Origin of the sequence: Candidatus Nitrosopelagicus brevis (genome assembly GCF_000812185.1) — an archaeon.
In the GTDB taxonomy this organism is placed as follows: Archaea; Thermoproteota; Nitrososphaeria; order Nitrososphaerales; family Nitrosopumilaceae; genus Nitrosopelagicus; species Nitrosopelagicus brevis.
The window spans coordinates 471,950-495,013 of sequence record NZ_CP007026.1; the positions used below are offsets into that span (position 1 = coordinate 471,950).

The window sequence follows — 23,064 nt, forward strand, 5'->3', positions numbered from 1 at the left end:
GTATTATATACGAAATTGTTTTCGAAGTTTTTGTGAATAAGTTAATTTTGTTAGCACCATTGATGGCACTTCTTTTAGTGCCAATGGCATCTGAAGCTGAAGCAGCTCTTGGTGATGAATGGGCAGCAATTAAGAAAACACTCGGTAATGCATACAAAGCAGAAACAACTGAGGAATCACTAAAACTTCTAGCAGATGCACGTGGAATCTATATGAGTGAATTTGCAGGAGCAGCAAGAACACATGATCCAGCAACACATGAAGTTATAATGGAATGTTATGACAAAGCAAAACAAAATTATCAAGATGGCGATAACAAACAAGCAAAATTATGGATTCAATGCCAAGAAAAATCAATTTACACACTTGGTATGGTAATGATGGAAGATGCAGTATCAAAGAATAACTCTGCAGCATACATTGACTGGGTAGACATTGTTAAGACAAAATTCAAAGTCGCTGACAAAGACGCAGGTTCACTAGCATTACTCACTGCAATTGAAAACGACCCATCAAAACTCAAACTATACTCTGGTGTAGTTAGAGACAACATGTTAGATATTTTTGAATTAAAAACAGTTGAAGAATTAGAAGAAGCACTAATCAAATATAACGAAGATGACACATACGGCGCAAAGAAATATGCCTATGAGGGATTATACTATTACAGAACACTTGACCCATATGTCGTAGACTCAATTGGTCAAGGTAAAGCAGACCAACTATACGGATTAATGGAAAAAGCAATGGCAATTTCTGACTCTGCAAATGACGGCGTATCAATTGCAGACTTGAAAGTACAAATGAAAGACACCAAGAAAGAAGTAGAGAAAATTGTCATGAAACACAACGGAATTGCTGGTACTCCTGAAGCACTTGCACTAGCAGGTATCTCTGACAGATTACACTTAGTCAAAGTAGAATATGTTGATGCAATTGACGGTACAGGCGCAATCATTAATGACATGGAATATGCTGAAACTGTAGCATTTGCACACGGTGCAGTTGAAATCGCTGATGAAAACGCAGAGGTATTGAAAGCACTTGGAGCAAGTGACTTTGAGAAATTACAATCACAATTATCAAGTATCGCATCTGATGTAGATAACTTTGTAAAAATTTCAACAGTTCTAAAACAGGCTGACGAAGCAACCTTAACTGTAAAGAACCTACAAGCAAACGCAGGTGAAGGTGGAGCAAACCTAGGTGGTTACTTTGAGACTATTGATAGATTATTGATTACCGCACAAGCAGCATATGCTAACGGTGATGCTGACTTGGCACACGAACTAGTTGGAACTGCATACTTGGACAACTATGAATTCCTAGAAGCACCAATTGGTGAAGTTGACAATAAATTAATGAAAACTATTGAAGATGATATGAGAGAGAACTTGAGAAACATGATTACATCTGGTTCTTCTTACAACGATGTTGAATCTCACATCCTAATGATTAACAACGACTTAAAGACAGCACAAGCAGCAATTGCTAGTGGTCCTGCTCCAAAGGCAGCCGCAGCAGCACCTGCCCCAACCCCAGCACCAACCCCTGCCCCAGCACCAGCAGCACAAGAAACACAACAAATAAGCCTTGAAGAAGGTGGCGGTTGTCTAATTGCAACTGCAGCATTCGGTTCTGAAATGGCACCACAAGTCCAATTCCTAAGAGAAATTAGAGATAACACTGTAATGAACACACAATCCGGTACAGCATTCATGACCGGCTTTAACCAAGTCTACTACTCCTTCTCACCAGCAGTTGCTGACTTAGAAAGAGAAAACCCAGTATTCAAAGAAGCAGTCAAAGTAACATTAACACCAATGTTGACTTCACTAACATTACTCAACTATGTCGAAGTTGACACTGAAGAAGAAATGTTAGGCTACGGTATCAGTCTAATACTACTTAACATCGGAATGTACTTTGTAGCACCAGCAGCAGCAATTGTTGCAATCAAAAAACGATTCTTTTAATTCTGAAACAATTCAGTCATAAGACGTTTATTTTAATTCCGAAATAATTCACATATGGCAACGGCGGGGCATTGCCGCCACCATACGATCAGGGTCGCATTCTACACAACGACGTAATCAATATGCTTCAAGAATTAATAAAACACACCAGATTTTTTAGTCATAAAACCAATAGAGAGACATGGAATTTTGTGGTATTGATGCAGTTTTACTTCCTTCTATGTTTGCAATAAAAAATAAAATCGTCGGAACTCCTTGCTATGAAGATCCTTCATGTATTGGATATACGATCGTGGTGTCGCTTGGCCTGGCATATACAATTTATCGAGTTCTCACAAGAAATATGAGCAAAAAAGGCAGACGAGAGGCGCTTTACAGGTTCTTTTTCAGAGACGCCAAAAATTAAATACACACGAGTTGGACGTCAGTTATGCCTGAATTTATTGAGGAAGAGACTGGAAGACGTCTATATCATGAAAATGAAACCACCTTAGATATTGAAAAGGAAATAGCCAAAAAATTTGTTCCAAAAAAAGGTGAAGTAACATCCAGTTACATGCATCGGGATATGGATGAAGAAGAGGTATACGATGTAGACAGAGCAATTGATGCTGACGGTAACCCAGTTCTACAAGAAAAAGCAAAATTAACACTTTATGATGTAGAGTACAAACTTTCTGGAATGAATGTAGTTCCAGTTGATAAAAATACAGGTAAGGTTTTAGATGAAAAACAAATAGAAACCTTGCGAAAACAATTACTCAAAAATTGGCGATTTGAGGATGAGGATGAAGATGAGTAGCGTTTGTGAAGACTTGGAAGCAGTTCAACAACAGATGTTGGCAAACGTTATTGCAAGAATGAGAAAAGAAGCCAAAGCCAAAAAAGAAAAAATGATTGCTATTCAGTAATGATTTACTTTTTATTAGAGAAATGATCTGTTCAATTTAGTGGGGGGCACCTCTGCTTAAAATCCAATACGCGTTAACTCCTGCGTAAACGGCAGATGCCATTCTGTCCTCACTATAATTCTTATACTCTAATGATTCTAGTTATGTTATGAGTGATTCAGTTTATGATCCAAGATGTAAAGAGATTCAACATCATGATGGTGTTAGATTTGCAGCAATCATTAATCATGCTGGAGAAAAAATTGCCGGTGGTTTTACAGAAGGTGTTAATCCGTATGAAGGTGATGAAACAAAGTTACATGACTTTTACAAATTTGCATTAACTGTCTCATTAAGAACTGATGAATTGAATAACTCTCTTGGTGCACTAAACTACATTGCATCAAGACGTGATAAAGTAATTCTAATCAGTTTTCCTTTCCCTGTTACAACAAACATACTTTTGATATCTGCCGAACCAGGATTAGATATTGAAAAACTTGCACAAAATGTTGTAAAAATTTTCTCAGATGATTCTTCTGGATTCACAAAAACACTTGCTGACGACTAGTCTTTTTTCTCCACAACGTGGATGAGTTCTTTTAACTGTCTTCTTTGTTTTGCCGGTCTTTTTTTGATTGGATATCCTACACACAGTAATGATGTAGGCCTAAGGTCTGTTCCGATAATCTCCTTTACTTTCTCTTCATCAAACATGCCTATCCATATGCTGCTTAATCCTAGTGCTGATGCAGCTAATTGCGAGTATGCGGCTGCAAGTGTGGCGTCTTGAATTGAAAATTTCATTATGACTTTTGGGGAAAAGTCAAGTTTCACCCTAGCTGGATTCATGCAAAATACCAGAACTAGTGGGGTATTGACATAGGGCTGTTTGTTTGCTGCTTTGACAAGCTCTTCTTTTGTATCCTTATCACTGATATAGAAAATCTCAAATCCTTGAAAATTACCTGCTGTTGGTGCAGAATCTGCTGCAGCTAGAATTTTGTCAATTTTCCATCTTTCTACGGGATTTGTAGAAAATTTTCTAGTTGATCTTCGTGTCGCCATAACCTTGAAAATGTCTGTATTGAGTTTTTTCTCAGTTTTCTTATTTAGAATATTTGACATTAATCCTAGTCTAAGAGTTATGTCTTCGTCTTCTCCTTCCTTTGGCTCATACCCCTTTGGCCATGTACGTTTAGGATCTATTTTCTTATCCATAATCCTTCTTTAATCATTAAGATAAATAATTTCCCTATCTCTTTAAACCTGTGACATAGCTTTCTGTGGCCTTTTTCATTTCTTTGACATCTGCTATTGAATGTGCATCTGAGAATGCTCCTAATTTTCCTGGCAAAAAGAATATGCCATTTTTTGCTATCATTTCAAAATGATACTTGAATAGTTTTGTAGAATCACATTTTGCAGCATCCGCAGCATTGTTAATTTCAGTCATTCCATTTCTTGGAAAATGTGTCATAAACAAAGAGCCTTTTCCTGTAACAATTACTTCATCTGAAAATATCTTTCTTAGCATTTTTGTTGTTTGATTTCCTAACCCATCTAGTTTTTTGTAAAGTGTATTTTCCTTATTCTTTAAAATTCCAAGCGTTGTTTCTCCTGCCATCATTGATAATGGATTTGCAGAAAATGTACCTCCTCCAATGTATGTTCTATTTTTCTTAGAATTGATTGATGTGTTTGCATGTTGCATAATTTCATCTTTTCCGCAAATTACTCCAATTGGGAATCCTCCTCCGACAATCTTTCCTAATGTAACAATGTCCGGATCAAGTTTCATTTTTGGATATAGACATCCATATCTGAATCTAAATCCTGTAACAATTTCATCTAACATGAATAGTGAATTATTTCTCTTTGCCATTTCTTGTATGCCTTGCAAATATTCTTGAGTTGCTGGAATTGCTCCGCCTCCGCCTAAAACCGGTTCAATTAAAACTCCTGCCAAATCTTTTTTCACAGATTTCAAAATTCTTAATGATTCTTCCAAGTTGTTTAATGGCAGTGAAACAATATGCTCTTCATCTGTCAACCCTTGACTTTCTGAAACATCAAATGGCCAGTTTACAGTTTTTAGTAAATCTGTTGTATACCCATGCCAACCTCCATCAATTTTTGCAATAATTTTTTTCCCTGTTACTGCACGCGCCAATCTTACTGAATACATTGTAGCCTCTGTACCTGTTGATGCATAACGAATTTTTTCGGCTACCGGAACCGCTTTAGAAATTTTTTCAGAAAGTGCAATTGCATTTTCATTTGATGTTCCATGCATCCATCCTTTTTTCAGTTGACCTGCAGCCTTTTTCTGAACCTGTTTTTGAGCATGTCCTAAAATTAGACTCCAGTGACCCATCCAGTAATCTACATATTTGTTAGAATCAACATCTCTGAGAAATTTACCCTCTGCTGATTTTGTTACAAATGGATATGGTTCAAAAAATCTTATGTTATGATGAACTCCGTTAATGTGAACCTTTTTTGCCTTTGCAAATAGTTTGGATGATTTTCTAGTTTTTTTCTTGTAGATTTCTTGTACACTGGGCATATCCTACCTACTTTCTTCTGTCTCGTTATAATACTGATCGATAAAATCGAGTAATTAGGCGTGCATTTTGAATGGTTTATAATGCCTTCAGGAACTCAAAATTTCGCATACGTAACGCTTTGGCGGCGCCTTTGATGAAGTATGGCAAAATGCCATTTTGTGATTTAGAGGCCTCCAGTTACGCATACAAAATGAGGATCTGATCAAAAGATCAAATCTGAGATGTGAAGATTATGTGCATTCCGTTAATTCCAATAATAGAAATTAGTTGTGCAAAAAATGTACTTTGAAAATAAAATAATATAGAATCCGTTTGATCCTGACGGACCTGACTGCTATCAGATTGATACTAAGCCATGTTAGTTATTGTAGTAATACAAGGCAGACGGCTCAGTAACACGTAGTCAACCTAACTTATGGACGGGGATAACCTCGGGAAACTGAGAATAATACCCGATAGGTCATGATGCCTGGAATGGTTTATGACTCAAATAATTTATTGCCGTAGGATGGGACTGCGAGCTATCAGCTTGTTGGTGAGGTAATGGCCCACCAAGGCTATTACAGCTACGGGCTCTGAGAGGAGTAGCCCGGAGATGGGTACTGAGACAAGGACCCAGGCCCTATGGGGCGCAGCAGGCGAGAAAACTTTGCAATGCGCGAAAGCTCGACAAGGTTAATCTGAGTGGTTCCTGCTAAAGGAACCTTTTGTTAGTCGTAGAACCACTGATGAATAAGGGGTGGGCAAGTTCTGGTGTCAGCCGCCGCGGTAAAACCAGCACCTCAAGTGGTCAGGATGATTATTGGGCCTAAAGCATCCGTAGCCTGTTCTGTAAGTTTTCGGTTAAATCCATAAGCTCAACTTATGGGCTGCCGAAAATACTGCAGAACTAGGGAGTGGGAGAGGTAGACGGTACTCGGTAGGAAGGGGTAAAATCCTTTGATCTATTGATGACCACCTGTGGCGAAGGCGGTCTACCAGAACACGTTCGACGGTGAGGGATGAAAGCTGGGGGAGCAAACCGGATTAGATACCCGGGTAGTCCCAGCTGTAAACGATGCAAACTCGATGATGCGTTGGCTTGTTGCTAGCGCAGTGTCGCAGGGAAGCCGTTAAGTTTGCCGCCTGGGAAGTACGTACGCAAGTATGAAACTTAAAGGAATTGGCGGGGGAGCACCACAAGGGGTGAAGCCTGCGGTTCAATTGGAGTCAACGCCTGAAACCTTACCCGGAGAGACAGCAGAATGAAGGTCAAGCTGAAGACTTTACCAGACAAGCTGAGAGGTGGTGCATGGCCGTCGCCAGCTCGTGCCGTGAGATGTCCTGTTAAGTCAGGTAACGAGCGAGATCCCTGCCTCTAGTTGCCACTATTACACCCTGGTGTAGTAGGGCGAATTAGGGGGACCGCCGCAGTTAATGCGGAGGAAGGAAGGGGCCACGGCAGGTCAGTATGCCCCGAAACTCTGGGGCCACACGCGGGCTGCAATGGTAGCGACAATGAGTTCCAAAATCGAAAGATAGAGGTAATCCCTAAACGCTACCACAGTTGTGATTGAGGGCTGCAACTCGCCCTCATGAACATGGAATCCCTAGTAACCGCGTGTCATTATCGCGCAGTGAATACGTCCCTGCTCCTTGCACACACCGCCCGTCGTTTCATTGAAGTTTGCCTTTAGCGAGGTGATGTCTAATTGGCATTATCGAACTTGGGGTAAGTGACAAGGGAAAAGTCGTAACAAGGTGACCGTAGGGGAACCTGCGGTCGGATCACCTCCTTAGAAAGAATTACGGAAGCACATAATCTTTGCATCACCATCGATGCATTACATCATGAAAATGATGTAAGAAGGATGTAGCCGACTACCGCACTAGTTCGGCAATGATCGTCATGCATGTGTCTTGTGTAAATTGTGGCCGTAATTGCCGGTGTAAAGACGGTAATAGAGGGATTGCTAGGTTTGAGTAGAGATGAAGGACGTGGCAAGCTGCGATAAGCCCGGGGTAAGCGCACGCGACTTATGATCCCGGGATGTCCGAATGAGAATCTTATGTTTTAACATACTCCGTTACGTAGGTGGCGGAGGTCGAACCGTCGGAATTGAAGCATCTTAGTACGACGTGGAAGAGAAATCAATAGAGATTACCCAAGTAGTGGCGAACGAAAAGGTAACAGCCCAAACTGAATCTGTTATGGTAACTTAACAGAGATGTGGTGTATACGGACTCATATAATGATCCCAGAACATAGTTGAAGTAATCTGGAACGTTTTGGCATAGAGGGTGATACCCCCGTAAACGAAATGGTATGGGATTAGTTGAGTACCAGAGTAGATGTCCTTGGTAGTGGGCATCGAATATTAGGAGAAAGTAGCTTCTAAGGCTAAATATAACTCAAAACCGATAGTGCACTAGTACCGTGAGGGAAAGCTGAAAAGTACCCCGGAAGGGGGGTGAAAAGTGCATGAAATCTATTACTTACAGACGTGCATAGCATGAAAGGTGATTTTTCTAAATTGGAGGTTCTAGCAATAGAGCTAAAGATTTGGAGCTCAAATCGTCAGTGTTATGCGTTCCGTCTCGAAACACGGGCCAAGGAGCTGACTGTCATGGCAAGACTAAACCAGACAAGGTGGAGTCGAAGGGAAACCGAGTTCTCGCAGCATTAGCGAGGAGAAGCGTGTGAAAGTGCGTTGAGTCATGGCGGCCAGGCTAGAAGCCAGTCGATCTAATCCTGAACAAGCTGAAGGCGGGCGAAAGCCCGCTGGAGGGCTGAAGCAGTTCTGACGTGCAAATCGTTTGTGTGATTTGGGATTAGGGGTCAAAAACCAATCTAGACTGGCGATTGCTAGTTCCAACCGAAGCGTCTCGTAGGGCGTCCTTAGTGGAGATAGCGTTTCCTGTAGAGCACTGATAAGGGAGTATGGGGAAGAAATTCCTCGCTCCCCATTCAAACTCCGAAGGGATATGCATTGTAGAAGCTAGGAGACGGGTTCGTGTGACGTAAGGTTCACGACCGAGAGGGGTTTAACCCAGACCGAAGTTAAGGTCCCTAAATTTTTTCTAAGTGTCAAGCTAAAGTGTGTGTTCGCGCCAAGACAGCAGGGAGGTAAGCTCAGAAGCAGCTATCCTTTAAAAAGTGTGTAACAACTTACCTGCCGAGCGTGGGCGCCACAAAAACGGACGGGGCTAAAGAAAAGTACCGATACTTTGGATACATGCCAATGGGCATGTCATGGTAGGTTGGCGTAGTGATTGGGTCGAAGCAGGGCGGTGACGTCCTGTGGACCATTTTCTATTGCAGATCTTGGCGGCAGTAACAGCATAGTAGAGTGAGAACCTCTACCACCGCAAGCGCAAGGGTTTCCAGGCAATGCGTTATCAGCCTGGAGTTAGTCGATCCTAAGGATTACCTCAACAGAGTAATTCGAAAGGGAAACTGGTTAATATTCCAGTACCTTGCAAGTTGCGTTATTATCTATATGAACCGCTTCCGGATAGGGGGAGCATAACCATCGTTGTGTCTAAGCGTTCGAGAGATGAGGAGTGTCGTAATGACGAGAATCATCTCGAGGCGTTAATGGCTCTGCGTTAGCAGAGTTCTCTTGAGTCCAGGGGACCTTGAAAATTTGTGTAGAAAGTGACTTGCATGTTCGTACCGAGAACCGACACAGGTGCGCTGGCTTAGAAAGCTAAGGTGCTACGGGTATACCGTATGGTGAGGGAATTCGGCAAATTAGTCCTGTAGCTTAGGTATAAGGGATGCCTGCACACTTCATGAGGAATGGGGTGAGCAGGTTGCAATGACAAGGGGGTTTCGACTGTTTAATAAAAACACAGGCGACTGCTAGTCCGAAAGGATTTGTATAGTCGCTGAATCCTGGCCGGTGCGGGTACCTAAAACTTGGGTTCAACCGAGCTAAGGGCCCGTTAACGCCGGGAGTAACTCTGACTCTCTTAAGGTAGCCAAATGCCTTGTCGGGTAAGTTCCGACGCGCATGAATGGAACAACGAGAGCCCCACTGTCCCCACCTACAACCCGGTGAAGCCACATAAGGTGGACGAACAGTCCATCAACTTCCATCGGGGAGAGAAGACCCCGTGGAGTTTTACTGCAGCTTGTGCTTGTAGTATAGTAAAGATTACATAGTGTATTTGGGAGCTATGCCTCATTTTCTTTGGGAAATGAGTGAAGCGACGATGTAACACCAAATTATTTTTGCAGTACTACTTACCCGGTGCAGACCGGGGACATGTGCAGGTAGGCAGTTCGGCTGGGGCGGCACCCCTCTGAAAAGATATCAGAGGGGCCCAAAGTTTAGTTCAAACGGGTCAGAAATCCGTTGAAGAGGGCAAAGCCAAAAACTAGACTGACAGGATTTCCAAACGCACGGAATTCTGAGACGAAAGTCTGGCTTAGCGATCCTTCGTGTGCCCACTATTGGGGCCCGAAGGTGACAGAAAAATTACCCCAGGGATAACAGGCTCGTCGCGGGCGAGAGCTCCTATCGACCCCGCGGTTTGGTACCTCGATGTCGGCTTTTCCTATCCTGGTCCTGCAGCAGGGGCCAAGGGTGAGGCTGCTCGCCTATTAAAAGGGAACATGAGCTGGGTTTAGACCGTCGTGAGACAGGTCGGTCTCTGCCTGATGGAAGCGTCGCTGTCTGAGGGGAAGTTGCTCTTAGTACGAGAGGAACAGAGCATCGTCGCCGCTGGTGTACCGGTTGTCTGATAAGGCAGGCCGGGCAGCTAAGCGATTTAGGTTAAGTGCTGAAAGCATCTAAGCACGAAGCCTATCCCGAGACATGACAGCGTTACGTTAGTTGAAGGTTCGCAGCAGAAGACTGCGTTGATAGAATGGAGGTGTAGATCACAAGCTTCGGCGAGTGGTGAGCCTGCCATTACTAATAGACCAAAACATCGGTACGGCCACAAACATAGAAAGACACATGCATGGCGTTTCATTTTTTGATTCCCCTAGTGTAAACTAGGTTTATCAAATTTTTTTAAAATAATTACACAAGATACATTTTGATTAAATAAAATAAAAAAAAAGATAGTAGTTACTCGATAATAGATTGTTAAGAAAATTAATTTAAAATTATTAGTCTTAGTCTACTTTTTTCACTGTTTTTGCGGCTGGGCCTTTTTCTGATTCGCCAACTTCAAACTCTACTTTATCGCCGTCTCTAATTTGACCTTGAACTTCTGTCTTGTGGACAAACAAGTCTTTGTCTTCATTTTCACGTTCGATAAAACCGAAGCCTTTTGTTTGGTTAAACCATTTTACGGTTCCTGTTTCCATCTTGACCTTTTGTAATATACTGTCTATTTATATCTGGTTTTTTTACTTAGGTTAGACTAATAATATTTACAATAAATTAGGTAAAACTAACTAATTATTATAAAAAAACTTAGGAAAACCTAAAAAAAATACAATTTAATAATCTGATGTTAGATTATGTAATATGAAAATAGAAAAATCATCCGCAATCAAAAAACTGTACAAAGATTTTGTAAAGTATGTTTCAACATCATTTTATCTCACTGCATTAGCTATCAACAAGTTTTCTACTTACCGTAGTTTCTAATCAGAGAATTTTTGAGTATTGAATTAAGCATCTGGATTTTCTTTGATAAATTCTCTTAATGCAATTTTTAATGCAACCGTTTCAATCTTTTGTGATTTTTGACCTGCAAGAAAAAAATCAGTAGAATCAGAATTTACTAATATTGAACTTGCACCATCTTCCATTTCGATCTTAGCTGTTGTACCATGTTCTAAAATCTCAATCATTTCCATCAAATCTTCATGTCTCAGATAAAGTGTTTTTTCTTCATCATCGGTGTACAACCATGTGATTCTACACCCTTTCTCTCCTGGCAAATACGGTGTTTCTATCTTGAATTCATTAGACATAATATTCATTATTTTATGGGTTGAAAAGTCTATTCTATTTTTTGTACCTAGTCTGTTTATTCTAATCTTCTGACTTTAAAATAGTCGTGAGTAAAATAATATAGAATTGGATATATTGCAATTAGCTGAAGAGCACTATTACTATACATTTGCTATTGTTTTTGGAATTGGTCTTTTACAAGGTGCAATCCTTGCTCGTGGAATTAGACGAAAGTTTCCTAAACTAAAAAAATATGCAAAAGGTGTTTCAATAATACTTTTAATACTATTTTCAATTAATGCTGCTGGAAATATATCAAAATTTGCCGAGCCCTCAAAAGTTGAATTCACCGAATTTGTAATGCCTGAAACATCGGAGGCTGCGTTTCTTTTACTAATTGATGTACTTGGATTAAATGCAGGAATTATAGCTGTAACTGGAATATTCATTTCCATCACGTTAATTCTCTTGTTTAGATTTGCAGAACTGAATAGTATCTCTCGATATTTTATTTTTACAATCAGTGTGATTGTTTTCATTATTGCAATGTTAGGTAGATTTACTGATTATGTTCCAAGTACATTCCAAATAATTTTGTATGTTATGTATCAACTTGGTATGACTCTTGGAATATTTTCTATAATGCGTCGACGTGAAAAAGATCCTTTAGAAGATATGGGATAATTCTAATTTTCCAAGAATGTCTTTAGACCTGCACATCTATTACGAATAGTTACTTCTGTAACACCTGATGCTTCAGAAATTTCTTTTTGTGTTTTATTTCCACCTTCAGTAATACATGCAAGGTATAGTGCAGCAGCTGCTAATCCTGTAGGATCTTTTCCTGCAACCACGCCAATTTTCTTTGCTTTTCTTAAAATCTCAACTGCTTTTCGTTTAGTTTTTTCACCTAATCCTGCGACACTTGCTATTCTTGGTATTCCGTTAATTGGATCTGCAACAGGAACTTTAAGGTCTAATTCTCTAAAGACCAACCTATAACATCGAGCCACATCTTTTCGTCTAATGTTTATCCCATCTGCAACATTATCCAAAGTTCTAGGTGTTTCTGTATCTCGACATGCAGCATAAACACATGCTGCAACAAGTCCTTGGATTGAACGTCCTTTAACTAATTTTTTTTCAATGGCTTTTCGGTAAATGTATGCAGCTTTTTCAATAACCGCATCAGTTAATGATAATTTATCTTTCAATTTGTCCATTTCACTTAGTGCTTGTCTCAAATTTTTATCAACAGAAGAATGAGCTTGTGATCTACTATCCCATGTTCTAATTCTATCAAATGACTGTTTCATTGCAGATGAAAGTGGTTTACCCGTTGCATCTTTGTTTACTGCACCGATAACTGTGGACAAACCCATATCGTGCATTGTAATTGATGTTCCAGTTCCAGTTCTACTCTTGTCTACTCCATCGTTTGCAAACGATCTCCATTCTGGTCCTGCTGCTTCGCTTCCTTCTGATAATACAAGCCCACATGATTTACAGACAATTTCTCCTGAGTTATCGTCAGTGATCAATGCAGTTTTGTTACAAGAAGGGCATCTCTGTTCGTTAGTCGAATTCAACTACTCTAATGTTATTTTGCAGTTAATATGGCTTCACAACTAATCTTCTGGTTAATTGTATGTCTTTATTCATGATTTCATTCTAAATTTTTAGACTAAATATCGAAACTCTTTATTCATACTAAAACTTTAAAACAATATGGTGACGGCAAAAAAATCATCTGCAACAAAAAAACCAAAGGTTGTCGGTGTTGAGGTTCTCAAGAAAAATGGTGTAGATATTGACGCACTGGTAAAACAACTGATCACAAACGCATCTGTTGAGTTTACTGCATACTATTATTTCACAAACCTAAGAATGCATGCAACTGGCATGGAAGGTGAAGGAATTAAAGGAATAATTGAAGATGCACGTCTTGAAGATCTAAGCCACTTTGAATCTTGTATTGAAAGAATCTTTCAATTGGGTGGTAGTTTGCCAAATGACGCACAGGCATTTATCAAAATGTCTGGCTGTGAATTTCTAAAACTTCCAAAAAATCCAACAGACATTAAAGCAATTTTAGAAAAATGTCTAAAAGCTGAACAAGGTGCAATTGTAAATTGGGACAAGGTCTGTAAAATGACTTTTGGAAAAGATCCAGCTACGTATGATATTGCAAAGGATATACTCATGGAAGAAATTGAACATGAAAGCTGGTTCTTAGAACTACTATATGGACGACCTTCTGGACATATGCGACGTAAATTCTCAGGAGAACGTCCTCATACACAAAAACACTCTAGAGCATTAGGTTAGTCTTTTTTCAAAACTATTGAACCTGTGTTAATTTTTTTATCAACATCTAACATACAGTATGCATATTGCGTATTTTTCATTGATGGATACATTATGCTATTTGGATCCTCACTATGTCTCAATCCTATCCCATGACCTAATTCATGTGTCATTATGTATTCTACTGTATTTACATGAAATAATTGAAAATTACCATCACAGCCATAGCCGCCTAATGCTACTTCCACAATACCTTTTCCAAGATTTGCATGACCCAACACACCTTCACCTAAATCTCTGACAACCCATGTCACCCAAAGGTTTGCATTAGTTTTTGTGTTAGTTGTAACAAAATTTATCTTAACTTTTTTGCCATCATTTGCATTAAATTCCATATCTTCCCACATCTTAAATGAGTTCGTCAATGTACTCACATGGTCTAATGGTAATGCTGGAGGTTGGTCATTGACAAAAATTTTGTATTCCAAGTGATAAACATCATCTATTAGTACATATTCTGGGTTTGGAAATCCTTGATTCCCGACCTCGATTTGTTGATCATAATTCCATTTTACATAATCTCTCAAAAATTTCTTTATCACATCATTACTTGGATTTGGATATTCGATGTATCTCTTGTCTTTGTCTACAATCTTTTGAATTCTATCTAAATATCTAGAAAACTCCCATTGGTTTCTATCATTAATTTTCTTCTTTTCTTCAGATAATCCTTGTACTTCTGGTAAGTCAATAACAAGCAAACCATTATCAATCAAAAAATTAATTCCTTTCAGAAACTCTTCATCTGGAATTTTATCTGTAGCCCACCATCCTGCAGTATTTTTAATCCATGATGGAATTGCTCCCAAAGATGATTCTGCTTTACTAGAAGATTCCACAGATATGATTTCATTTTCTATAAGAAATTGTAATGATTTAACAAACTCTTCATCTGGAATTTTATCTGTAGCCCACCATCCTGCAGTATTTTTAATCCAGGCTGGCACCGTTTGTGGAATATTCAATGTAAAAATTTCTGGTTTTTCAGCTTCGTTGTAAGGATATTTTTTTACAGTATTTAGTGCAAATTCATAATAATTTTCTACAACATGATTTTCTGGAGCTAATTCATATGCTTGTTCAAAATATGTCAACGCTTGTTTGTATTCTCCATAATTACCAAATCCAACCCCTAATCCAATTAATGCTGTAATATTTTTTGGGTCTTGTTGATTAACTTTGTAAAATTCTAAAATTGATGCCTTATGTCTTTCAAGATTGTCTAATGCAATTCCTTTCATCAATGATGTCTTTGCATTTGAAGGTGAAATTTCTAAAATTTTATCATACAGTTCTATTGCTTCATGATATTCTCCAATCATAAAATGTTCATTTGCTTTTTCATATAGATTTGGAACATCTCTTATCCCTTCTCCATATGTATCACCAATACTTGTAGATAGTAATAGTACAAGAGTTGCTGATACGACTAATGAATACCTTACAAGCATATTTTTTTGCATATATTCTTGCATTTATTTTTCAAAATTAAATGATTCTACAAATGGATTATTCTAATCTAGGTTAAGATAAGACTACGTCGCCTACATAGATTTTCTTTGTTTCATTTTTAGTTTTTATTTTCAACGCTCCATCATTGTCAATTCCCTGTGATATCCCTGAAATTTTTCCATTTGATGTATTTATTGTGATTTTTTTCCCAATTCCTGCTGCCCTTTTTGTCCATTCCTTAACAATCGTAGACTTTTCTCCTTTGTCTAATTGGAACAAATTTTTTTCAAATTGCAAGAGAAATTCTTTTAGTAGTGTTTTTGGAGGTGTTTTATTCTCTTTTCCTCGAAGTGAATCTATTCCGTAAAAATTAGGAGTTTTTGTTAATCTCTTTTCAAGTTTTTTTGCATCAATGTCAAAATTTATTCCAATTCCTAGGATTAGATAATCAATACTGTTTGTTTGAAATGAAGCATCAACTAATACGCCTGCAACCTTTTTTCCATTCATCGTTATGTCATTTGGCCATTTCACTTCTGTCTCTATATCTAAAACTGATTTTATTGATTTTGATAATGCAACTGCACTTAAAATTGGAATTAATGTTGAACTTGAGACATCAAATTTTGGATGAATAATCAATGAAAACCAAATACCGCCCTTAGGTGATGTCCACTTCCTATCTAAGCGTCCTCTTCCGGATGTTTGCTTTTCAGCAATAATTATGGTGCCATTTTCTTTTTTATCTGCTGCAATATTCTGTGCAAAATTTTGTGTTGAATCAATTTCTTCAAAATAATAAACTCTTTTTCCTATTAATTTTGTTTTGAGATCCCGTGTAATCTCCCAGGGTAACAGTTTTTCTGTATTGTCAATCAATCTATATCCTAATTTTTGTTTTGATTCAATTTTGTAACCTAATGTTTGAATTTTTTTAATATGTTTCCAAACTGCAACTCTGCTAATTTTTAAAACATCACTAAGATCTTGACCTGACAAATATTCTGAATCATGTGTTTGAAAAAATGATAGTACTTTAACTAATCCAACATTATCAAATGATGTGTACGACATTAGAAGCCTATGTCGATATCAAATCCGCCATCATCTCCCATGTCGGATCCTCCCATATCATCTGCTCCATGACCCATTCCTCCCATATCATCTGCAGGAATGAAACTTCCCATACTCGCACCAATCATACTAAACATCATTGAAAACATCATCATATCCACAATTCCAAACATCATCATTGATGGCAAAAATGATTTATCTTCTTTTAACTTCTGTTCCAATTCTTGCTTGTTACCCGACTTGTATGTATTTTCTAATTGATTCCATTTTTCTTGTAAAATTTTTAGTTGACGTTCAAATTCTCTATATCCTTCCTCTGTTGGATTAATCTCAATTTTTGTTCCAAGCCATCCCTTCTTTTCGTCTACTCTGATTAATCCAGAATTTTCTAATTTCTGTAAAATTGCTTCTAAATCCTTTGGCTCAACATTTGTTTCTTGAGAGATCTTATCAAATTTTGTTACACCTCGGCTAATTGCCCCTAAAACAACTGTCTCCTTATTTTCTTCATCCATGTTAGATTATCTTATATTTTCTTTTTAAAATATTACCTAAAAATGTAGTTGAATTTTATATTATGACGACATAACACCGATTATGAGTGAGACTAGGATCATTCCAATATTCCCTCTGGATTTAGTATTATTTCCAAACCAAGATCTTCCTTTGAGAATATTTGAACCTCGGTATAAACAGATGATTGATGATTGCATGCTTGGCGAAAAAGAATTCGGAATTTGTCTTGGGCATGATAGTGCCACATTATCTAATTGGCAGGCACCTTATGATATTGGAACTCTTGCCAAGATATCTGACTGTAAAGACGTAGATTCAACTAGCGGTCATCTATTTGTTAATGTCAGAGGTCGTAGAAAATTTAGAATTATTCGTCTAATTCCGCCATCTCTAAAAAAAACAGATGACTATGATCCTTTTACTATAGACGGAGTGAAGATGGTTGATCAACTTCATGAAAATGATGGCATTGACAAGAAAATGTACATCCAAGCTGAGATTGAAATGATTTCTGAAATAGATGAATCAATTTCTCTTGAAGACTGGGAAAACTTAGTAGATTTATGGAAAAATAAAATTAAAAAAAGTGCCGGAAATTCTGAATTAACCTCATACCAATTAGATCATGTTTTAGAGCAATACTATCTAAAAACTGAAACCCCTACTATGGAATACGTTCATTCATTATGTGCATTGGCATCTGAAACTCCTTTAGATCTACAACCTATACTGGAATGCACAAATTTAGAACAATTACTAGAAAGAAGCACCAAACTACTAGAATCTGATATAAACTACGAATAATTTCAAACCTAAAGTTCATAAGCAATGAAAAACTATGAGCTAAAATTCGGAAACACAATATGGAAAAATTTGGAACTTTAGAATTTGTATTGGATCGTTATTCTGGCACTTGGTGCTGGAAAATTTCTGGAAATAGAGCCGTTAACATGGTCTCAAAATTAATCCCTCGTGGCTGGTATGGTGATAAACCGGATGAAGTTATTGTATCTGATAATGATGAAAATATTAAGAAATTAAAAATGATTGATGAACGTTACACATTTGAGCTTTTATCAAAATCTGTATGGAAAAGAAAAATTGCACCTCTTACAATTAAAAAAGCAAAGGTTCCAAAAATTGAAAAATTACAACAAGCTGTTCCTAGTAAACAATTCAAAGGAAATTTGTTGGATTTTCAAAGAGAAGGTCTAGATTTTCTAATAAAATCAAGTGGAAATGCATTACTTGCTGATGAAATGGGACTTGGAAAAACAGTCCAAACCCTGGCATATCTATCAAAAGAAAAAAATTCTTTTCCTGCATTGATTGTTGCTCCTTTAGTTACTCTAACTAATTGGCAACGAGAAATTGAAAAGTTTCTAAAGAAAAAAGGCAAGAATGGAAAAGTCATTGAAAATGAAACTCCTTCAAGCACAATGATTCGGAATGGTAAACTTGCAGATCTTGGTGAATATGATTTTTACATAATTAATTATGAATTGTTACATAAACGACTCCCTGATTTAACGAAAGTTGGAATACGTTCTGTTGTATGTGATGAAGTACAACATCTTAGATCAAAAACTACTCAAAAATATGCGGCAGTAAAAGAATTGGCTGGACTTGAGAGTGTAAAATATAGAGTTGGTTTGTCGGGAACTCCAATTTACAACCGAGGTTCTGAAATATGGCCAATTGTTGATATCTTGAAACCTGGACTCCTTGGAAGCTTTAAGGAATTTTGTGAATATTTCTGTTATGTAAATGAAAAAGGAAAAGCAATAGTACTTGAAAATAAACGTGATACATTACGTAATCAACTAACAAAACATGTCATGTTGAGAAGAAAAAAATCTGATGTTCTAAAGGAATTAAAAGATAAAGTTCGTTATTCTTCACCTGTTCACGCAGATGAAAAATTCTACAAGGCTGAATTGAGTAAAATTTGGAAAAAACTTGAAGAAGAACAAAAATATGCAGAATCTGCATTTGATAAATCTGCATCATATCATAGAGCAATAGAAAGTGAAAGACAGGCTGCCGGTCTTGCTAAATTAAAACATGTAGTTGACTTTGTAACTGAAATTATGGAGATTGAAGAAAGTGTTGTAGTATTTTGTCATCATAAAGCAATTCATAGTTTATTACATAATAATTTGGCACAATATACTCCTGCATCAATTATTGGTGGTCAAACTGACGTTGTAAGACAACGTGAAATTGATAGATTCCAAAAAGGCCAAACAAAATTGATGATTGCAGGATTAAGAGCTGGAAATGTGGGAATTAATCTTACAAACGCAAAATATGTAATATTTGCTGAACTTGACTGGAGTCCTGCCATTCATCGACAAGCTGAAGATAGATTACACAGAATAGGTCAGAAAAATACCGTATTTGCATATTATTTGGTTGGAAAAGGAACGCTTGACGAACACGTTGCTGAAATCCTTACCGATAAAGAATTTGAAATAGATTCTATATTGGATAAACAAGGAGAATCATTTGAAAATAAAGAAAAAGCAAAGATGATTCTTGCTCAAATACATGATAAACTTGGTCCAAAACTATAACATCAATATTTTTTAATCAAAAATCTATAAGCAAAACATGGATTTTATGTTAGAAGAAGAAATGATTGATTTATTGACATTTTGTTTACAAAATCCTGAGTCCGATGAATTAGAATCAAAAAAATCTCGATTTAAAGAAATTGGAAAAGAGCTTTTTGATGATGGCGGTGTAGATGCAATGGAGAATTTCTTCTTTGCAGTGGATAATCGAATTCAGGGTGAAATTGAGCAATCTCCAAAAAATTATCGTTCATTATGGAATGGAATTTCCGACGAATGGAATTATCCATAGGAAAATTCTTCAAAAAAGATTATTTGATGTTCAGTTATGCTTTACCAATTCTGAACATCGATATGCCACATGTTGGGCATGTACCTTTTGTTGCTGGTTTACCATTTTTCATGGTTACAGCTTGAGTACCGTTCATTTCTCGTTTGTCTCTGCATTTTACGCAGTAACCTATTACCATGTCATATACACTGCTATCTCTTATTAGCAAAAACCTGTTAATTTTTTTCAACACTTTTAGTTATTTTCTGGAGTAAATTTTACGAATAAATTCAACAGGTTACATTATATCTAATTCTCTGATTAATTTTTTATGAAAAAAGCCTATTTTGGAATCTTATTTTTGATCCTAATATTCCCTATATCGAATACATTTGGGGATGAATTAACTCTAAATATTGACAAGGCACTTTATGAAAAATCTGATTTTATTTCTGTATGGGGCTCAACTGCATATGATTCTGTTTTTATTTCCATAAAAGATCCTGACGGAAATAATGTTTGGAATGAAAGTCTTAATCCTGATGATGAAAAAAAATTCTCTACATTGATAATTGCAGGTATTGGTGGATGGCAAAAAAGTGGAAATTATTTGGTTGTAGCTGAATCAAGTGACTCCTCGTTGTCTGCAAAATTTTTCTATGACTCTGGTGCGCAAGTGAATCCCCCTTCGGCTGTATCGGATTATTATATCAGCCCTGAAGATCTATATCTCACATTTGCAATTGCAATAATTATCATTGCAGGTGTATTTGTTTATCTTGCAAGACATATCATATTGAGAAAGAAAACTAGTTATGATTATGCAAAATTGGATTCTAAAAAAAATCGTGATTATGAAAAATATCATTCTGAATGGTCAGAAGAAGAAGTTTTTGGTTCCCGTAAAATAAGTACTGATGCAAAAGAATTTCGTGAAATGTATAATGAGAACTCATTACCAAATTACTATTTGATATTGGAATTGACAAACGATTCTTCTGAATCTGAAATTAAAAGTCAATATAGAAAATTAGCAAAGCAGTATCATCCTGATAGAAACAAAGATTCGTCTGAAGAAAAAATGGCCCAAATCAATAAGGCATACGAGGTTTTATCTGATAAAAAATTAAAAGCAGAATATGATAAATTCTGTAAATTATTGTGATTCCATAGTTGCATCTTTTAGTGTCAAATACAGAATTATTTTTTCTGCATTTTGCATACTATTTTTAAGATTTGTCACAAGTGACAATTTTTGATTATTTTCAATATTTGTAGCTAAAATTATGTCAAGAAAATCTTTGTTAGGTCCAAGCATTGCCTTTGAAAGATGTTTTGAAATTGTTGTATCAAAAATTGTAGCCTCTATTTTCCATTCTTTCATTTCGGCAAAATATACGCCGCCTCTTGTAGTAGGTTCTGTTAATGGATTGTCTGTCTGTGACATTTTGATTTTATCTACCAAAAACGATTGGTTTTCAATAAAAATTTTAAAATCTGAACTATGTTTTTCTACTATTTCTTGTAATTCTTTTTCATCCACCTAATATGTGATTTAATTAAAAAATATATGTCAATACAATTGTAATACTGTATGGCTGAATCTATAACAAAAGATCAACTAAAACAAGAACAAGACCAATTTGTTATTATTGATGTTAGAGAACCAGACGAGGTTGCAAATGGAGCAATTGAAAACTCTCAGAACATGCCTCTAGGCTTGGTTATCCGAAATGCAAAGAAAGGTCAAATTGATGACTTGAAGGACAAGAAAATTTGTGTATACTGTGCTTCTGGCTATCGTGGAAATATTGCAGCTGATGAATTAGCAAAAGCTGGATTCTCTGCAATAAATCTTGAAGGTGGCTACATGGCCTGGACACAATAATTTGAGCTCTAACACAATCAAGAAAGCAGAAAAATTAGTTGCAAACAGTGGGGTCGTAAAGATTGAAGATGATCTATTTCAAGTAAAATCTTCAAGCGATCCGTCAAAATCTTATTTTGTAACTTCTGATTCTTGTGAATGTCCTGGGTTCAAAAATTTCTATAAATTTCATCATGGGAAAGGCTTGAAAGCAAACTGTTCACATTTAGAGGCAATTCGTATATTTTTAAAAGAAAATAAATAAAAAATACTGTTTCAATCAATCAGATTGTTTATATACACATATTCGGTTGTTATACCAGTGATTAACTCTAAACACACACTGACAATATTGGCAAGCTTGATGCTAGTTGCAGGAATGCCTATGGCATTTGCTGACGGACATGCATCTGATGGTTTGACAATTACAGCAGATGCAGTTGAGGGTTCAACAACAATCACCATCACAGGACATGCTACATCTAGCAACACTCCTGTAACAATCATGGTTCTTGCACCAAACGGAAACGTTGTTTCTATTGATCAAATCAACCCTGATTCTGATGGTTCATTCACTTCAACAATCGGTGTTGGTGGTCCAATGTGGAAACAAGACGGCGTGTATTCAATTACCGCACAACAAGGTTCTGCCTCAATCAACAAATCAACTGTTGAAGTAGAGATTGCTGATGGTGCAGTAGTTCCAGAATTTGGTACAATTGCATCTCTAGTACTTGTTGTTGCAATTTCTTCAATCGTAGTACTATCTGCAAAAGGCAGACTTAGTTTCACACCAAGAATCTAAACTGTCCACTTTTCTTATTTTCTATTTTTATTTAGATAATCTATAAACTTCATAAGCTCCATCTTTGTTACAATTGTATAGTTGGATGTTGAAAAATTTCAAGATGATGTATATGCTATAACTGAACTGTTATCAAAGAATCTATCGCCTGATTTAACTCCTAAATTGAACTTTGTCAGGCAAAATCTAATTGAATATTATAAGAAAAATTTAGTAAAAATCAATCATTCGGTCCTTGAGTTAATCTGTGCAGCAGAATTAATCTCTCACGGTTTCACCGTAGATGTTGAAAAATCAATATCTGAAATTCTTGTATGTGATTTATTTGGAAAAAAGGGTGATGGAACTGCAATTATAGAAATTGAGACTGGATTTACGCCTCCTGAACACGCATTAGATACTGTAGATTACTATGCTGCAAGAATTGTCAGTAAGATTGCACGGTATAGCAAACACTGTGGAAAATTTTCACTTGCAACTCCTGTAGTGAATATTTTGCCAATGTCAGAAATATTTCTACTTCCTCCAAACGCACGAAATCTTGATGATGTCAAAAAACTCAAAAAACTGTGTGACCGTTTTTACAAAAATCCTAAAATTAACTTAGAAGATATACAGAATGCTCATATTCACTCTGTCTATCTGATAAATACTGACAAAGGATTTGCCAAAGAACTGGATCCTGAATTATATCTACAAATGACAAAGCAATTGATGAAACAAAGTGAAATTGATCTTTAATTTTAAAAATTTGATCTTTGTTAACAATAATTTCTCATAAGGTTTAATACACGATTATCTAG

23 protein-coding genes and 2 rRNA genes are annotated in these 23,064 nt (G+C 36.9%); 15 read left to right on the plus strand and 10 right to left on the minus strand.

The window, feature by feature from the left end; all coding sequences use genetic code 11:
• The first annotated feature begins 32 nt into the window (after window positions 1-32).
• From T478_RS07795 to T478_RS02830, 3 genes are all read left to right on the plus strand, one after another.
• Window positions 33-1,976, plus strand: a complete 1,944-nt coding sequence (locus T478_RS07795; protein ID WP_238573646.1) for a CFI-box-CTERM domain-containing protein — start codon at window positions 33-35, stop codon at window positions 1,974-1,976.
• 430 nt (window positions 1,977-2,406) lie between these two features.
• The gene (locus T478_RS07800; protein WP_238573648.1) at window positions 2,407-2,778 is read left to right on the plus strand and encodes a hypothetical protein; all 372 of its coding nucleotides are present in this window, start codon (window positions 2,407-2,409) and stop codon (window positions 2,776-2,778) included.
• A 257-nt stretch (window positions 2,779-3,035) separates the two neighbouring features.
• Window positions 3,036-3,437 carry a DUF6659 family protein gene (locus T478_RS02830; protein WP_048105029.1) on the plus strand — a complete coding sequence of 134 codons (402 nt, stop codon included), beginning with the start codon at window positions 3,036-3,038 and terminating at the stop codon, window positions 3,435-3,437.
• Here T478_RS02830 and T478_RS02835 read toward each other — a convergent pair.
• Entirely contained in the window at window positions 3,434-4,087 is a 654-nt protein-coding gene (locus T478_RS02835) for a nitroreductase family protein (protein WP_048105031.1), read from the minus strand. The genes T478_RS02830 and T478_RS02835 overlap by 4 nt on opposite strands.
• A gap of 34 nt (window positions 4,088-4,121) precedes the next feature.
• Window positions 4,122-5,435, minus strand: a complete 1,314-nt coding sequence (locus T478_RS02840; protein WP_048105032.1) for an aspartate aminotransferase family protein — start codon at window positions 5,433-5,435, stop codon at window positions 4,122-4,124.
• A gap of 306 nt (window positions 5,436-5,741) precedes the next feature.
• Here T478_RS02840 and T478_RS02845 point away from each other — a divergent pair.
• Window positions 5,742-7,212: ribosomal RNA gene (locus T478_RS02845) — 16S ribosomal RNA — on the plus strand.
• A 143-nt stretch (window positions 7,213-7,355) separates the two neighbouring features.
• A 23S ribosomal RNA gene (locus T478_RS02850) occupies window positions 7,356-10,361 on the plus strand.
• The 16S and 23S rRNA genes sit together here, the layout of an rRNA operon.
• Window positions 10,362-10,543: 182 nt before the next feature.
• Here the strand turns inward: T478_RS02850 and T478_RS02855 are convergent.
• Both T478_RS02855 and T478_RS02860 read right to left on the minus strand, forming a co-directional pair.
• Entirely contained in the window at window positions 10,544-10,738 is a 195-nt protein-coding gene (locus T478_RS02855) for a cold-shock protein (RefSeq protein WP_048105035.1), read from the minus strand.
• A gap of 309 nt (window positions 10,739-11,047) precedes the next feature.
• Complete coding sequence (locus T478_RS02860) at window positions 11,048-11,353, minus strand: hypothetical protein (protein WP_048105037.1); 306 nt, start codon at window positions 11,351-11,353, stop codon at window positions 11,048-11,050.
• A 106-nt stretch (window positions 11,354-11,459) separates the two neighbouring features.
• Between T478_RS02860 and T478_RS02865 the strand changes: the two genes are divergently transcribed.
• The gene (locus T478_RS02865) at window positions 11,460-12,017 is read left to right on the plus strand and encodes a hypothetical protein (RefSeq protein WP_160271565.1); all 558 of its coding nucleotides are present in this window, start codon (window positions 11,460-11,462) and stop codon (window positions 12,015-12,017) included.
• 2 nt (window positions 12,018-12,019) lie between these two features.
• On the opposite strand, the gene T478_RS02870 is transcribed toward T478_RS02865, so the two are convergent.
• On the minus strand, window positions 12,020-12,922 hold the full coding sequence (locus T478_RS02870) for a transcription initiation factor IIB (RefSeq protein ID WP_048105040.1): 903 nt from the start codon (window positions 12,920-12,922) through the stop codon (window positions 12,020-12,022).
• Between the two features lie 139 nt (window positions 12,923-13,061).
• Between T478_RS02870 and dps the strand changes: the two genes are divergently transcribed.
• Window positions 13,062-13,661, plus strand: coding sequence for a DNA protection during starvation protein (dps, locus tag T478_RS02875; RefSeq protein ID WP_048105042.1), 600 nt, complete (start codon window positions 13,062-13,064; stop codon window positions 13,659-13,661).
• On the opposite strand, the gene T478_RS02880 is transcribed toward dps, so the two are convergent.
• The 3 genes from T478_RS02880 to T478_RS02890 form a co-directional block, all read right to left on the minus strand.
• Window positions 13,658-15,163, minus strand: coding sequence for a M57 family metalloprotease (locus T478_RS02880; RefSeq protein WP_238573650.1), 1,506 nt, complete (start codon window positions 15,161-15,163; stop codon window positions 13,658-13,660). The genes dps and T478_RS02880 overlap by 4 nt on opposite strands.
• Before the next feature lie 61 nt (window positions 15,164-15,224).
• Window positions 15,225-16,226 carry a biotin--[acetyl-CoA-carboxylase] ligase gene (locus T478_RS02885; RefSeq protein WP_048105044.1) on the minus strand — a complete coding sequence of 334 codons (1,002 nt, stop codon included), beginning with the start codon at window positions 16,224-16,226 and terminating at the stop codon, window positions 15,225-15,227.
• Window positions 16,226-16,741 carry a hypothetical protein gene (locus T478_RS02890; protein WP_048105045.1) on the minus strand — a complete coding sequence of 172 codons (516 nt, stop codon included), beginning with the start codon at window positions 16,739-16,741 and terminating at the stop codon, window positions 16,226-16,228. The genes T478_RS02885 and T478_RS02890 overlap by 1 nt, the downstream gene beginning before the upstream one ends.
• Window positions 16,742-16,823: 82 nt before the next feature.
• On the opposite strand from T478_RS02890, the gene T478_RS02895 reads away from it, so the two are divergent.
• From T478_RS02895 to T478_RS02905, 3 genes are read left to right on the plus strand one after another with little or no spacing between them, the layout of a single operon-like run.
• Window positions 16,824-17,546 (plus strand): LON peptidase substrate-binding domain-containing protein, encoded by a 723-nt coding sequence (locus T478_RS02895; protein ID WP_048105047.1) that lies wholly within the window; start codon window positions 16,824-16,826, stop codon window positions 17,544-17,546.
• A 59-nt stretch (window positions 17,547-17,605) separates the two neighbouring features.
• On the plus strand, window positions 17,606-19,318 hold the full coding sequence (locus T478_RS02900; RefSeq protein WP_048105049.1) for a DEAD/DEAH box helicase: 1,713 nt from the start codon (window positions 17,606-17,608) through the stop codon (window positions 19,316-19,318).
• A gap of 37 nt (window positions 19,319-19,355) precedes the next feature.
• Window positions 19,356-19,610 (plus strand): hypothetical protein, encoded by a 255-nt coding sequence (locus T478_RS02905; RefSeq protein ID WP_048105051.1) that lies wholly within the window; start codon window positions 19,356-19,358, stop codon window positions 19,608-19,610.
• Between the two features lie 34 nt (window positions 19,611-19,644).
• Here T478_RS02905 and T478_RS07720 read toward each other — a convergent pair whose 3' ends face one another.
• Window positions 19,645-19,788, minus strand: a complete 144-nt coding sequence (locus T478_RS07720) for a DUF5679 domain-containing protein (protein WP_177313237.1) — start codon at window positions 19,786-19,788, stop codon at window positions 19,645-19,647.
• A 132-nt stretch (window positions 19,789-19,920) separates the two neighbouring features.
• Here T478_RS07720 and T478_RS07805 point away from each other — a divergent pair, with 132 nt between their 5' ends.
• Window positions 19,921-20,754, plus strand: a complete 834-nt coding sequence (locus tag T478_RS07805) for a DnaJ domain-containing protein (protein ID WP_052433854.1) — start codon at window positions 19,921-19,923, stop codon at window positions 20,752-20,754.
• On the opposite strand, the gene T478_RS02915 is transcribed toward T478_RS07805, so the two are convergent.
• Window positions 20,746-21,132, minus strand: coding sequence for a hypothetical protein (locus tag T478_RS02915; protein ID WP_052433856.1), 387 nt, complete (start codon window positions 21,130-21,132; stop codon window positions 20,746-20,748). The two genes, T478_RS07805 and T478_RS02915, sit on opposite strands and share 9 nt — an antisense overlap.
• A 51-nt stretch (window positions 21,133-21,183) precedes the next feature.
• On the opposite strand from T478_RS02915, the gene T478_RS02920 reads away from it, so the two are divergent.
• The 4 genes from T478_RS02920 to T478_RS02935 all read left to right on the plus strand — a co-directional run bounded on the left by T478_RS02920 (window position 21,184) and on the right by T478_RS02935 (window position 23,002).
• Complete coding sequence (locus tag T478_RS02920) at window positions 21,184-21,477, plus strand: rhodanese-like domain-containing protein (RefSeq protein ID WP_048105052.1); 294 nt, start codon at window positions 21,184-21,186, stop codon at window positions 21,475-21,477.
• A 1-nt stretch (window position 21,478) separates the two neighbouring features.
• Complete coding sequence (locus tag T478_RS02925; protein ID WP_048105054.1) at window positions 21,479-21,721, plus strand: hypothetical protein; 243 nt, start codon at window positions 21,479-21,481, stop codon at window positions 21,719-21,721.
• Window positions 21,722-21,778: 57 nt separating this feature from the next.
• Window positions 21,779-22,261, plus strand: coding sequence for a PEFG-CTERM sorting domain-containing protein (locus T478_RS02930; protein WP_146150864.1), 483 nt, complete (start codon window positions 21,779-21,781; stop codon window positions 22,259-22,261).
• 81 nt (window positions 22,262-22,342) lie between these two features.
• Window positions 22,343-23,002 (plus strand): hypothetical protein, encoded by a 660-nt coding sequence (locus T478_RS02935; protein WP_048105055.1) that lies wholly within the window; start codon window positions 22,343-22,345, stop codon window positions 23,000-23,002.
• Window positions 23,003-23,064 lie beyond the last annotated feature (62 nt).

Excerpts from the sequence above, each read along its gene's own strand:
- T478_RS07800 (WP_238573648.1), top strand. The coding sequence starts at position 2,407 with ATGCCTGAATTTATTGAGGAAGAGACTGGAAGACGTCTATATCATGAA.
- T478_RS02830 (WP_048105029.1), top strand. The coding sequence starts at position 3,036 with ATGAGTGATTCAGTTTATGATCCAAGATGTAAAGAGATTCAACATCAT.
- T478_RS02835 (WP_048105031.1), bottom strand. The coding sequence starts at position 4,087 with ATGGATAAGAAAATAGATCCTAAACGTACATGGCCAAAGGGGTATGAG.
- T478_RS02840 (WP_048105032.1), bottom strand. The coding sequence starts at position 5,435 with ATGCCCAGTGTACAAGAAATCTACAAGAAAAAAACTAGAAAATCATCC.
- T478_RS02855 (WP_048105035.1), bottom strand. The coding sequence starts at position 10,738 with ATGGAAACAGGAACCGTAAAATGGTTTAACCAAACAAAAGGCTTCGGT.
- T478_RS02860 (WP_048105037.1), bottom strand. The coding sequence starts at position 11,353 with ATGTCTAATGAATTCAAGATAGAAACACCGTATTTGCCAGGAGAGAAA.
- dps (WP_048105042.1), top strand. The coding sequence starts at position 13,062 with ATGGTGACGGCAAAAAAATCATCTGCAACAAAAAAACCAAAGGTTGTC.
- T478_RS02880 (WP_238573650.1), bottom strand. The coding sequence starts at position 15,163 with ATGCAAAAAAATATGCTTGTAAGGTATTCATTAGTCGTATCAGCAACT.
- T478_RS02885 (WP_048105044.1), bottom strand. The coding sequence starts at position 16,226 with ATGTCGTACACATCATTTGATAATGTTGGATTAGTTAAAGTACTATCA.
- T478_RS02890 (WP_048105045.1), bottom strand. The coding sequence starts at position 16,741 with ATGGATGAAGAAAATAAGGAGACAGTTGTTTTAGGGGCAATTAGCCGA.
- T478_RS02895 (WP_048105047.1), top strand. The coding sequence starts at position 16,824 with ATGAGTGAGACTAGGATCATTCCAATATTCCCTCTGGATTTAGTATTA.
- T478_RS02900 (WP_048105049.1), top strand. The coding sequence starts at position 17,606 with ATGGAAAAATTTGGAACTTTAGAATTTGTATTGGATCGTTATTCTGGC.
- T478_RS02905 (WP_048105051.1), top strand. The coding sequence starts at position 19,356 with ATGGATTTTATGTTAGAAGAAGAAATGATTGATTTATTGACATTTTGT.
- T478_RS07720 (WP_177313237.1), bottom strand. The coding sequence starts at position 19,788 with ATGGTAATAGGTTACTGCGTAAAATGCAGAGACAAACGAGAAATGAAC.
- T478_RS07805 (WP_052433854.1), top strand. The coding sequence starts at position 19,921 with ATGAAAAAAGCCTATTTTGGAATCTTATTTTTGATCCTAATATTCCCT.
- T478_RS02920 (WP_048105052.1), top strand. The coding sequence starts at position 21,184 with ATGGCTGAATCTATAACAAAAGATCAACTAAAACAAGAACAAGACCAA.